The sequence below is a fragment of the Sphingobacterium sp. UBA7038 genome, assembly GCF_002494055.1.
Lineage (GTDB): Bacteria > Bacteroidota > Bacteroidia > Sphingobacteriales > Sphingobacteriaceae > Sphingobacterium > Sphingobacterium multivorum.
On the sequence record NZ_DLAV01000016.1, the window covers coordinates 253,574 to 266,121 of the forward strand.

Sequence of the window (12,548 nt, forward strand, 5' to 3'; positions counted from 1 at the left end):
TTGGTGCTACGGTTCTGTTTCCGAATGTAAATTTACAACAAGATTAACACTAAATACACCCTCATGCGACTTTATTTTCAAATTATGATGATGAGGATAATGAAGTTCCAGTCGCTTTTTTACATTTTCTATCCCTAATCCGCCGATATAATTTTCTGGTTTTGAAAGTTCCCTATATGCATTAGCCACGTGCATATACACCTTGTCATCCTTCACCTTAATGTCTATGGATATCCATCCCGCCGAAGAACTTAGCCGAGGTCCGTGTTTGAATGCATTTTCTACAAACGGAAAAAAGATCAAAGGAACCATCATGCAGCTTTCGTCTTCAGCCGCCAAATTTAGATTGATCTGCACGGTCTCGCTATAGCGTAACTTTTCCAATTCAACATAATCCTTTAGCAATTGAAATTCGCGACTAATTTCTATCCTGGGTTGATTACTTTCATGCAGTAAATACACCATCATACTGCTTAAACGCATCATACTTTCGCCGCCTCTTTCATCATGATCGGATACCAGCACATAGATGCTATAAAGTGTGTTAAGTAAAAAATGTGGATTAATCTGGTATTTTAGAAAAGCAAGTTCCAACTGGACATTGTTCAACTCAAGTGCTGAATTTTTCAATTCGAGTTTCATTTTTGAATTTCGGACAGACATAAACACCTGTACAATTTTTACGGTCAAAGGCAGGGCCACCAGAAAAATAAAATCCAACAAATAATCGCTAATGGAAGAAAGGCGAAAAGCACCGAAGATTCCTTGACTTAGTATTATTTCAAGATAGCTTGACAGGCGAACATCTGGTGTTAGATATTTCAATGTTAATAGGGCTGCAAAATAACTTAGAAACGACCACCAGGCATAAATAAACAATAACCACAATATACACAACACAAACTTTCCAGGAATAAACCAGCGCGGAATGATGACATACGCTGTTACATAAAATATGGTCAACAAAGAAAATACGTCCTTTACAAACAAAATCCAGGAATTATCAATATCTATCCGCTGATAGGAAATGAATTGCATTCCCAAAACCAAAAACCAAAAACACAAATGAAGAATAATACGTTTTCCCGTATTGTAATTTTGGAAAAACCTGTTCATAGATAGCATAATTTTCGATAATATCAGTCTAATATAATGATATCCTTTAGTCTGTGGTAGTCTGACTTGCTATGCGAGAACGCAAAAAGACATTTCTGCGACAAAAAACAACAACCTATAACGCTAACAATCTGAATATATCTCAATTAAGATCTGAACAAACCAAAAAATAGAATTACGTAGAAAAGAATAAAATTGTAACAAATATATTGCTTTAAATTTTCAACCATAAATTGTCCATAAAATGAACGATTGATGGGGTTGGCAAAAAATTTATTGCGATCTTCCGTATATTTAATTTTATAGAACCCACATAAACAACAATTAGATGTCAACTACTTTTATGCAGCTTTGGTTATATAATAACTGGGCCAATACAGCACTCCTGGATAAATTGAAAAGTGAAGGCGAAAATGTACCTCATTCTTGCATACGGCTCTTTAGCCATATTGTCAATGCTCAGATTATTTGGTTAAGTCGATTAACTGTTGAAAAACCACCTGTTGGTGTTTGGGATGAGCACAGTATCATCGATTGCCAAAGGTATCACGATTTAGCTTCTGAAGGATTTAGGCAGCAAATTCGGCGCAGAAATGATACGGAGGATGAAATTGTCAATTATACAAACACACAGCATCAGGCTTTCCATAACAAGGCCAACGACATTCTGTTACACGTCTTTAATCATGGCACCTATCACAGGGCGCAAATAGCAAGCGAAATGCGAAAAAATGGCATTGAACCTGTCAACACAGATTATATCACTTTTGTTCGCACATAACAGTACTGTCATCAGACGCCGCCGTGGTCTGATGACAAACGAAGTAGTTGCAGTTGGCGGACTAGACGTTCTATAATATCGGAGAAGACCTTAAATTTGAAACAAAATGAGTTACAAACATATCTTTAAAGCGTCCTTGGCTTGGAATCATCCTGAACAGCCTAGTGTTGTAGGTTCAAAAATTTATACAAAAAGCCATCACATCGCGATCGAGGGGAAAGCTGACCTGCAAGTTTCCGCAGCAAAAGCATTCAAGGGTGACCCTGCATTGTACAATCCGGAAGATTTGCTGCTGAGCAGCCTGATTTCTTGCCACATGATGTCCTATTTATACGTCTGCTCGAAAAATAGCATCGAGATTTTATCCTATAAGGACAATGCTATCGCTACCCTGGAAACGGATGGAGATGGAAGTGGTCGTTTTACAGAAGTTATATTACACCCCGAGGTTCTCATCACAGATGAATCCCAGATAGAACTTGCTTTATCCTTACATACCCAAGCAAATAAACTGTGTTTTATTGCGAATTCATGTAATTTCACGGTGCTGCACCATCCCAAATGTCAAGCGATTTAACCAGAAATGGGCACGCTATCGAAATAAAAAAGCTCCCTCTTTTCGATTTGTTAACGCTATCGAAAATGCGACACTCACCACAAATTAGTAATTAAATAACAAACAAGTTTTTAAGGATTTCATTACTTTTAAATCATGATGGAAAATTCCAAGAAAAAAGCAGCAATCGGATTCATATTTATTACACTACTAATCGATATTACGGGTTGGGGAATCGTTATTCCTGTCGTCCCTAAACTTATCGAGGAATTGATTCATAGCGATGTCAGTGAAGCGGCAAAATATGGCGGTTGGCTCGGCTTTGCCTATGCTTTCACGCAATTCATCTGTTCTCCCGTCGTTGGTAACCTCAGCGATAAATATGGCAGAAGGCCAATTATATTGATCTCACTTTTTGGCTTTGCGGTAGACTACATCTTTCTTGCCCTCGCACCAACTATAGGTTGGCTATTCTTAGGACGCGTTATCGCCGGATTGACAGGTGCTAGTTTTACAACGGCAAGTGCTTATATCGCCGATATATCTACGGATGAAGATCGGGCAAAGAACTTTGGCTTGATAGGCGCTGCATTTGGTCTAGGCTTTATCATCGGCCCAGTTATTGGCGGTCTGCTCGGTCACTATGGTGCCAGGGTTCCCTTTTATGCGGCCGCAGGACTGTGTATGCTAAACTTTCTATATGGCTATTTTATCTTACCTGAGAGCTTAGATAAAGAAAAACGTAGAGCTTTTGAATGGAAACGCGCAAATCCAATTGGATCCTTTAAGTTTCTTGGAAAACATCCAGAAATATCCGGATTAATCGTTGCCTTAATTTTAATATATATCGCAGGCCACGCAGTTCAAAGTAACTGGAACTTCTTCACCATGTATAAATTCGACTGGACAGAAAGAATGGTGGGTATCTCATTAGGTGTTATTGGATTATTGATTGGATTGGTTCAGGGCGTTTTAATTCGATGGACAACGCCCAAACTTGGTGAACAAAAAAGCATTTTCTATGGATTGACCCTGTATGCTATTGGACTACTGTTATTCTCGTTTGCAAGCGAAGGATGGATGATGTTCGTCTTCCTTATCCCCTATTGCTTGGGTGGTATTTGTGGACCAGCTCTTCAGTCTGTTATTACAAAAAATGTTCCTTCAAACGAACAGGGTGAACTTCAAGGTGCACTAACAAGCTTAATGAGTGCAACATCGATTATTGGTCCACCAATGATGACAAACCTATTTTATTATTTCACCCATGACAAAGCACCATTTAAATTTTCTGGCGCGCCGTTTTTCTTAGCATTTATCCTGATGACGATTAGTGTGATCATTGTCTATAATGCTTCTCGCAAAAAGAGAAATCAGCAAATAAATCTTTAAACCTGATTGATCAGTCTGCACTATTTTCATCTATCTTCCTCTAAAACTCAACTGGCCTANNTAGGCCAGTTGAGTTTTAGAGCTTTGACTTTAAACGGCTCAATGTCTCCTGTGAAATATTCAGATAGGAAGCAACTATTCTATTGGATAGCCTTCTGACAACCATTGGATTTTCATCCAACAATAAACGATATTTTTCAAGGGCATCTTGCATTAAAAATGACATCAGACGCTTTGTATTTGTTACATAGGCAATTTCCAAATAGAGACGGTAGAACTTCTCCCACTGTGGAATAAGGTCCAACAAATGATAAAAATCCTTATGACTTATATAGTAGATTTCAGTAGGTTCCAAAGCCTGAATGAATTCTTCGGACTCTTCTCCTGTAATAAAACTGACTAATGCGGTTGCAAACTGATTCTCAAAGGCAAAGTAGCGTGTTGCTTCTTGTCCAGACTCATTAATAAAAAAAATACGTAAACACCCCTTGGTCACGAAAAATGAGCGTTGGCTTATTTCACCATTGGCCAACAAAAACTCATTTTTCTTTAGCTTTAAAGGCTTAAAATATGAGCGTATTAGATGTAATTCATCTTCTGTTACCGTAATTTTACTCGTGATATAGGATATCAATAGCTCATCCATTTTAATTGCTGTTCTAAATTAATTTCCAGCAAAACTAATAAAATTGGATTAACAGTAACTAATTCAAGAACTAGATCGGCTCATTTAAATTCATAAGTTCACTTTCTGCATGCCCCACTCTCCAGTATGCGCAGGCATATAGGTCTTGTGAAGTTCTCCCTTTTTCCTCCCGAAAGTAATGACGTAATTCTTTCACAATGGCATACTCCGCAGCAATAAAGATATAACTCGTTTGATCATCCGCCCTAAAGTCGGCTTTTTTAACATATTCAGCGAGATTACTCCCTTGTTCTGGTGTCTGATTATAACACCATTGTATGAGTGCACTGCAGGCTGAGGACAATACAAGCTCGTCTTCTTTTGCCGGAATCTCAATAATTACTTTTGCTCTAGCCGTCGCTGGAAGCTCTTCTAATATTGCAGCAATAACCGGTAAAGCTGTTGTGTCTCCAACCAGCAGGTAACAGTCTACCTGGGGAACCAATTTTCTTTTGCTCTCCTTCATGCCAATTTCCAATTGATCGCCCTTTTCCGCCTTGATTGCCCATGCAGATGCAGGACCGCTATCACCATGAACAACAAAATCGATATGCAATTCTCTGTTAGAAAGATCTATTTTACGATTGGTGTAAGTTCTGACGACTACTTCTTGCGCATTGTGCTGTAACGGAACGAAAAGCTTGTTATTTGAACCCGAACTGACTTCGGCCAATAACCCGAGCTGCTCATCGGTTAAATCAAATATTACCCTGATAAGATGTGGTGTAAGGTACTCTTTTCGGCCAACGCGGAATAACGATCTTATTTTTTTAGTGTTTGTCTGATTCATATACTGTTTTTCGATGATTACTATTTAGCTTTCTATAGGTAACAATATCCTCAATAGATAATACGGTAAGATTATGTTTCAGTCCGAATGCTGAGACCTCATTCAAACGCGCCATTGTCCCATCCTCATTCATCAATTCACATAAGACAGCCATCGGTTCTAAACCCGCCATAAGCATCAAATCGATACTGCCTTCTGTATGACCATCGCGACCCAATACTCCGTTCGCGTGCGCCCGCAAGGGAAAGATATGACCTGGGCGAACAAGGTCCCCCGGTTTGGCATCCTGCGCACAGGCCGCTCTTATTGTGGCAATTCGATCGGAAGCCGAGAGCCCCGTAGTTGCCCCTATCTTTGCATCGATAGATACTGTAAATGGCGTTTGGTAAGGACTTGAATTAGCTGACACCATATAAGGTAAGTCTAATTCATTCGCTTTCTCATGGGTGAGACAAAGACAGACAACACCACTACAATACCGGATCATTTGTACCATATCCGGTATGCTCATGTTTTGGGCAGAGAAAATAAGATCCCCCTCATTCTCTCGATCTTCATTATCGATAAGAAGAACCCCTTTACCGGCCTGTAAATCCTTTAATGCCTTTCTACTCTTGCTATGGGATCATCCCCAAACATTGTTAACAAATTTTTCATATCATTCTATATTATCCTGCCTCTTTCCGAATAACTGAGGCTGGCTTATTTGATGACAAAGATCTATCCATGAAAAACAATAAACATTGACTTAAGTCAAAAACAGCAAACACCTACAATTTCATTTCTTGATAAATATTTGCTGTCCATAAATCAAGTTCAAATTCCTTTTTCCTAACATCTTCCAAGGGATAAATCCCCTTTTGATAGCTTCTCACAAGTTCTTTTCGCTGCACTTGAATCATAGATAGTTCGATGTCAAAATAGCATGCTCGCCACTCATCCCTACAGATAATGTCTTTGATAGATCTCTTCATGTCGTTAGGTTCTTCCCTTTGATTTTGCAACTTTACTTGCATCTTTTGTACGACTTCTTGCACTAATGGTCTGTCGATTTCCAGACTTTCCAAATAGCTTAACGAACGCTCAATCAATAAATCGTTTAGTTCTTTCCCCTTATCCTGTTTGTTCGGCTTGGGAGTAATACGCTTAATAAGTTGAGGCAAACTAATTCCTTGAATAACTAACGTGAAAATAATGACAACAAAGGAAAGAAAGAGAACGGTATTTCGCTGTGCAATGAGCGAACCATTGTTTGCATATAAAGGCAATGCAAATGCGGTAGCAAGTGAAACAACCCCGCGCATACCCGACCAAGACAAAATAATATACTCCTTTCGAAATCGCCATTGAAAAGCTGCATCCTCTTTATCTTCCCGACAAGAAAACAGCGGAAAAAAGTGGGTCACAATTAAGCGTATCAGAATTAACAGACAGAAGATCAAGAAGCCGTACAAAGTCAGAACGATTATTTCTGAACGAGGTATTGCTTCAACAATGTGGGGAAGCTGCATGCCTAAAATCAAAAAAACGAGTCCATTTAGAATAAAAATAATGACATCCCAAAAATGGCTCATCTGTAAACGGCTTGCTGAGCTAAATAAGGAAAAGGAATTCCAGGAGATATACATACCTAAACTGACGACAGCCAGGACCCCTGAAGCGGCTAAATGTTCAGCAAGGCTATATGTCGCAAATGGTAACAACAACACAGCAAAGGTTTCGACATTACTATTGCCATGGAGAAAGCGATGTAATTTTACAAACCCATAACCGATCGACAAACCTATTGCCACTCCACTTATTCCCATTATCACAAACTGTAATCCAGCATTCCAAAATGAAAAACCACCACTTACCAATGCTATAATCGCACACTTAAATGCAATTAATGCGGATGCATCATTAAGCAGACTTTCCCCCTCAAGAAGCGTGATTAATTTTCTCGATAGGGGAAGATCCTTCGCAATGCTCGTCGCTGCTATCGCGTCCGGTGGCGAAATAATTGCCCCTAACGCAAAGGAAATCGCCCAGTTAAATCCTGGAATGATCGAATGAACAACAACTGCAATAACAGTCGTTGTAATCAATACCAGTCCGACTGCCAATAAAGAAATCTTAGAAAATTGCCGTTTGAAATCCGGAATAGATGTATTCCAGGCTGCATCAAACAAAATTGGCGGCAAAACTATATTAAAAATTATATCGGGATTAATCGCCAATACCGGAAAGCACTGTGCCAAACTCAATATAAGTCCCACGATAACCAATAAAATGGGGAGTGCTAGTTTTAAACGGCTCCTAACTGATGTGATCACAATTAAAATAATAGAAATCCAAATAATATGCTCGAGTTCTGTCATTTGATAAAAAATTTAAGTCCCAAAACTAATCGCCTCGCAACTGAAAAACCATGACTTAAGTCAAAAAACAGCAACACAATAGCTAATCCAGTACATAATTATCGAACTTCTGGATCAATTTAGGTTAATCAAACTTCAATTCTTCAATTCATGGATCGAATTCTTCAATTCCTCCATTACTGATCGCTGTAAATTTGCAGCCAAGGAAATAAAATTCAAAATGATACATACAACAGACATAACAAATCAAAACATAGAGTTTCACGTAGACTCAAAGCGGCATACACCTGTACTTACGAAGCCCCTTTTATGGCTTATTACCTTGACAACGGGAATAGTGGTCGGCAACAACTATTATAATCAGCCGCTTTTGGGATTGATGGCAAAAGACTTTCACGTTAGTGAAGCTGCAATTAGCATGATTGCTATGCTCACACAGATCGGTTTTGCAACCGGGCTGCTCTTTATCGTCCCTTTGGGAGATATGATAAAAAGAAAGAAATTAATATTAACCATATTTCTGCTGATCGTAGTCTCCTTATTGGCTATGGTCTTAGCTCCCACCCTCGAGTTGCTCTATATCGCAAGCTTTATGGTTGGATTCAGCTCTGTCGTTCCTCAAATGCTCGTTCCCCTCACGGCCGATCTAGCTGCTCCCGAAAAACGCAATTCATCAATCGGAATGGTCATGAGTGGCTTACTATTGGGTATTCTGCTTTCCCGTGTCGCAGCTGGATTTATTGGCGATATCTGGGGATGGCAAGCAATCTATTATATAGCTATAGCATTAATGGTTTTATTCATGTTATTATTAGCTTTCGCACTACCTGATGTAAAACCGACATTTCAAGGTACTTATCTCCAATTAATGCACTCCTTGGTCCATCTGACAAAAACTCAACCGGTATTACGGCTATCTGCACTCAGAGGGGCTTTAGGCTTTGCTGGATTCAGTGCTTTTTGGATTACATTAGTATTTCATTTACAGGAAGCTCCTTTCTACGCAGGCTCTGCCGTAGCGGGATCCTTCGGATTAATAGGGGCTGTTGGCGCGCTGGCAGCATCAGTCGGCCGGATTGCAACGCGTGTTTCTACGTATACCATTATTCTTGGTTCCATATTTATCCTGCTATTGAGCTGGATTTTATTCTACATCGGAGGGAATAGCTATATCGGATTAATAACAGGTGTAATCTTAATCGACCTGGGTTTACAATCCATGCATATCAGCAATCAATCTGCTTTTTTTCCTTAAATCTAGGGGCAACCAACCGACTAAATACAGTCTATATGTTTAGTTACTTTGCCGGTGGATCATTGGGTAGTTACTTGGCTTCCCTGGCTTGGAAATACTTTCAATGGAATGGCGTGGTATTGACCGGCTTTTGTTGTACACTACTGGTCCTCATCGTGCATGTCGGCTATGATAGACGACCAAAAAACTTTTCTTAGTCGTTGAGCACGACAATCCCAAGAAATGCAAGTTAACGGACATTTTGATTTCCATACATGGCCTACATATTAAGGATATAAGCCATGTATGGAAATTTATTTCATTTATTCAAGTACGCCAAACTTGCCAGCTTGAAAATCTTCAAAGGCTTGGTAAATCTCCGCCTGTGTATTCATTACAAATGGGCCATAACTCACGATAGGTTCATCAATGGGTTCACCACTTAACACAAGTAAAACTGCATTCTTATTTGCCCTTATCGAAATCTCTTCACCATCATGACCAAATAAGACAAAGCTATGCTCCTTAGCAAGTTCACCGTTGACTACAACCTCGCCATTCACAACGAGCATCGCTGTATTATGATTTTGTGGAACCAAAAAGTTCGTTTCATGCTGTTCTTCCAATTTGATGTCAAACAGATTGACAGGGGTATAGGTGCTCGCTGGTCCAACCATATCCTGAAATTTCCCCGCGATGACATTGACTACCCCTGCCGCATCGGGCAACACGACTTTCCCCATCTGATCGGCAGTAATTGCCTGATAGTGCGCCGCTGTTGATTTATCTTTCGCTGGTAAATTAACCCAGAGCTGAACCATTTCAAATAATCCGCGTTTCTTTGAAAATTCCTCTTCATGGTACTCTTTATGCAATATGCCAGCGCCGGCAGTCATCCATTGTACATCACCCGGACGAATAACACCGCTATTCCCCGAACTGTCATGATGGGCTACACTACCTTTGTAGGCGATAGTCACGGTTTCAAATCCTTTATGCGGATGTACATCCACGCCTCTAATATGATCCGAAGGTCCAAAATCAAATGCTGCATTGAAATCCAGTAAAAGAAATGGACTCATCCTCTTTTGGGAAATCCCATTCCCTGGTATCATATTAAATACACGAAATCCATCTCCTACCATGCCAGGTTGAGCTGGACGTTGGAAAATTCTTTCAATTGATTTTTTCATGTTATAATCTCCTTTTTTATCGTTCTTGATGAATTTAAGTTGAAGCCTAAATGATCACTTCATTTTAAATTGCTATCTCAAAGGTACGACAAGAAGAAGTCTGCTTCCAACAACCTAGATTAAGGCGTAAACTTAACCTAGATTAAGTTTATAAGAAAGATACCGCTAAAACTAGGAATTCCCACATTTTCTGGATGCCACAGAAATGTGTAACTTAAATAAAAATCATAGACCAAGTATATTTATGCACGTAAACAATACCACCGCATTAACAAAATTCTATCGTCACATTTGGTCACGTCCAATGCTATTACTCCTGCTATTCATCTTTTCATACCTCGTAGTACATGCGCAAGCCAATAGTAAGGCTAAAGTGAAACCAAACTGGAATGAGATCCTTGAGGAACAACTATTTCCAAGCAAAAAGCTCCAAGATTCAACCTTCCATTTTCAGGGCAAATATGAAGAAAAATTTATCACAACAGCAGATCATGTTAAACTCCATGGGATCTTGTTTAAGGCAGACAAGAGCAAAGGACTAATTTTCTATTTGCATGGCAGTAATGGGGCGGTAGACACTTGGGGTAAAATTGCGAATATCTATACTGATAACGGCTATGATCTTTTTATGTTAGACTACCGAGGTTACGGAAAAAGTGAAGGTAAAGTAACCAATGAAGAACTACTTTATAGTGATCTGCAAATAGTCTATGATAACCTGAAACAACATTATCCGGAAGATCATATCATCATAATTGGTCAATCGATGGGTACAGCACTGGCTTCAACTATTGCTTCGCATAACGCCCCAAAAATACTTATTCTTCAGGCACCTTACTATAGTTTTGAAGATTGGACGCAACATATCGCTCCTGAGCTCGATACAAGCGGGCTCCCCTTTCATTTCGACAATGCTTCGGCATTACAAAAAGTAAAATGTAGAACGATCATCTTCCACGGAGACCAGGATAAAGCCGTCTATTTTGACTCTTCCATTAAACTGAGTAGATTCTTTAAAAAACAGGATAAATTGATTCGGTTGGCAAAGGAGGGACATAATGATTTTTCTAAAAATAAAGACTATCTGCATGCGATTGCCAAGCTATTGCGATAGTCTCATTTTATACCAAAAATACACTATGCCCCTTCCCGAATTTTATACATTAAATTCGGGATAAGGAAAACCCTTTCCTTTTTCACAGAAAAATTTTAAACTCCTGAAAAATAGTGCCCAATCAAAACTACAGGAAGCGAATTCCGCACTATAATTTGTCCAGCCATCATGGTGAAACAGCAGCATACATCCCTTTTGCTGAGGTTCAAGTTCAAAGGTCAGTGTCGTTCCAATCCATTCCTCAAATGCCTTGACACAGCGCCACTCGACCCTGGAATAAGGCTTCAGCGCAATAACTTCCATATTTTTAAAATAGCTGGGACCAAATCCAAAGCGCAGGATCGCACCAATCTCTGGCTTTGCCTTCGTATCTGGTGTCCACCAGCCTGCTAGTCCTTCCGCCGTTGTAAGCGCCTTGTAAACAGTCTCTACCGGAGTTTCAATTAACAATCTATGGTAGATACTTTTTGTCCCAGGATCATGTGGTATGCGATTCTCTTCCATAGCGTCCAGCGCTATTTCCTCCTTTGGAGTAGGCTGTCCCATCCCCGTTAAAATCAATTGTCTTAGGCTGTCCGCTATGTAATATGTCCAGGCATCATGACATACCTTGTAACATTCCATCTGGGAATTAAGCCCACGATGGGTGAAATGTAATGTAGTTGTACCTACATCTTCAACAATATCGAAGATAATGGAACTATTAGTCCATTCCCGTTCATCCTGGGTAAATTTAAAATAGTTTTCGAGGACCCGCCAGGCTACTTTACGATCTGTTTCCATCGTTTCTATTCGTATTCGACAACGATGTACATCCTGATAATGATATATAAACTCATCATGCAAAGCAGCAGTTGGCCCTTTAATATTTTGAGACCACCATCCACGGACATTATTGATTGCTTCAAATACGCGTTGAGCACCTGCATCAACGGTAATACTCATTTTAAAATCTTCCTTTTTCATCATTCTTCGTATTTTTAACCATTAACTCATACTTCTTATCTTCCTATACCTCAATCGAATCAAATATGTAAATCTGAACATCATGATCATGAGGTGCCAAGATTCTTCGGTCAACTGCACACGCCTTTCCTTCTTCAGACGCAAATGCTATTTTAATCGCTGCTATACTTTCAAAATATAAAGTTCCAATACAATACACATCGTTGTGTCCAGTCGTGGACATAATTCCACCTTTGGCCACTTCATAACGAATAAGTCCAGGAAGCGTTTTTGCCAAGGGAATATGGGTCTCAAAATAGTGTTTGTCAAAAAACTCCCTATTCGTAGGGGTCTTATATATTGCGATCATTCGTACCATCCT

The 12,548-nt window shown here is 39.5% G+C and carries 14 protein-coding genes; 6 read left to right on the forward strand and 8 right to left on the reverse strand.

The window, feature by feature from the left end:
- Window positions 1-6: 6 nt before the first annotated feature.
- Window positions 7-1,116: a sensor histidine kinase gene (locus B3H30_RS11775; RefSeq protein ID WP_070564291.1), complete on the reverse strand. Its 1,110-nt coding sequence runs from the start codon at window positions 1,114-1,116 to the stop codon at window positions 7-9.
- Window positions 1,117-1,444: 328 nt separating this feature from the next.
- Between B3H30_RS11775 and B3H30_RS11780 the strand changes: the two genes are divergently transcribed.
- From B3H30_RS11780 to B3H30_RS11790, 3 genes are all read left to right on the forward strand, one after another.
- Window positions 1,445-1,897, forward strand: a complete 453-nt coding sequence (locus B3H30_RS11780) for a DinB family protein (protein WP_070564295.1) — start codon at window positions 1,445-1,447, stop codon at window positions 1,895-1,897.
- A gap of 106 nt (window positions 1,898-2,003) precedes the next feature.
- A complete protein-coding gene (locus tag B3H30_RS11785) occupies window positions 2,004-2,474 on the forward strand; it encodes an OsmC family protein (RefSeq protein ID WP_070564298.1) in 471 nt (156 codons plus the stop codon).
- Between the two features lie 135 nt (window positions 2,475-2,609).
- Entirely contained in the window at window positions 2,610-3,845 is a 1,236-nt protein-coding gene (locus B3H30_RS11790) for a TCR/Tet family MFS transporter (RefSeq protein WP_349676170.1), read from the forward strand.
- 76 nt (window positions 3,846-3,921) lie between these two features.
- Here the strand turns inward: B3H30_RS11790 and B3H30_RS11795 are convergent, their stop codons facing one another.
- The 4 genes from B3H30_RS11795 to B3H30_RS11810 form a co-directional block, all read right to left on the reverse strand.
- On the reverse strand, window positions 3,922-4,491 hold the full coding sequence (locus B3H30_RS11795) for a Crp/Fnr family transcriptional regulator (protein WP_070564302.1): 570 nt from the start codon (window positions 4,489-4,491) through the stop codon (window positions 3,922-3,924).
- A gap of 70 nt (window positions 4,492-4,561) precedes the next feature.
- Window positions 4,562-5,320 (reverse strand): siderophore-interacting protein, encoded by a 759-nt coding sequence (locus tag B3H30_RS11800; RefSeq protein ID WP_070564305.1) that lies wholly within the window; start codon window positions 5,318-5,320, stop codon window positions 4,562-4,564.
- Window positions 5,301-5,885 carry a 3,4-dihydroxy-2-butanone-4-phosphate synthase gene (ribB, locus tag B3H30_RS11805; protein WP_083295864.1) on the reverse strand — a complete coding sequence of 195 codons (585 nt, stop codon included), beginning with the start codon at window positions 5,883-5,885 and terminating at the stop codon, window positions 5,301-5,303. Before ribB ends, B3H30_RS11800 begins: the two co-directional genes overlap by 20 nt.
- 205 nt (window positions 5,886-6,090) lie before the next feature.
- Complete coding sequence (locus B3H30_RS11810) at window positions 6,091-7,680, reverse strand: Na+/H+ antiporter (RefSeq protein ID WP_070564308.1); 1,590 nt, start codon at window positions 7,678-7,680, stop codon at window positions 6,091-6,093.
- Window positions 7,681-7,900: 220 nt separating this feature from the next.
- Between B3H30_RS11810 and B3H30_RS11815 the strand changes: the two genes are divergently transcribed.
- A complete protein-coding gene (locus B3H30_RS11815; protein WP_254667681.1) occupies window positions 7,901-8,935 on the forward strand; it encodes an MFS transporter in 1,035 nt (344 codons plus the stop codon).
- 35 nt (window positions 8,936-8,970) lie between these two features.
- On the forward strand, window positions 8,971-9,132 hold the full coding sequence (locus tag B3H30_RS11820) for a hypothetical protein (protein ID WP_236560192.1): 162 nt from the start codon (window positions 8,971-8,973) through the stop codon (window positions 9,130-9,132).
- A gap of 105 nt (window positions 9,133-9,237) precedes the next feature.
- On the opposite strand, the gene B3H30_RS11825 is transcribed toward B3H30_RS11820, so the two are convergent.
- Window positions 9,238-10,107, reverse strand: coding sequence for a pirin family protein (locus B3H30_RS11825; RefSeq protein ID WP_286834112.1), 870 nt, complete (start codon window positions 10,105-10,107; stop codon window positions 9,238-9,240).
- Between the two features lie 244 nt (window positions 10,108-10,351).
- Here B3H30_RS11825 and B3H30_RS11830 point away from each other — a divergent pair, with 244 nt between their 5' ends.
- Window positions 10,352-11,221, forward strand: coding sequence for an alpha/beta hydrolase (locus B3H30_RS11830; RefSeq protein ID WP_159332938.1), 870 nt, complete (start codon window positions 10,352-10,354; stop codon window positions 11,219-11,221).
- A 42-nt stretch (window positions 11,222-11,263) separates the two neighbouring features.
- Here B3H30_RS11830 and B3H30_RS11835 read toward each other — a convergent pair whose 3' ends face one another.
- Both B3H30_RS11835 and B3H30_RS11840 read right to left on the reverse strand, forming a co-directional pair.
- Window positions 11,264-12,190, reverse strand: coding sequence for an SRPBCC family protein (locus B3H30_RS11835; protein ID WP_254667682.1), 927 nt, complete (start codon window positions 12,188-12,190; stop codon window positions 11,264-11,266).
- 40 nt (window positions 12,191-12,230) lie between these two features.
- A complete protein-coding gene (locus B3H30_RS11840) occupies window positions 12,231-12,536 on the reverse strand; it encodes an EthD family reductase (RefSeq protein WP_286775198.1) in 306 nt (101 codons plus the stop codon).
- Between the last annotated feature and the right edge of the window lie 12 nt (window positions 12,537-12,548).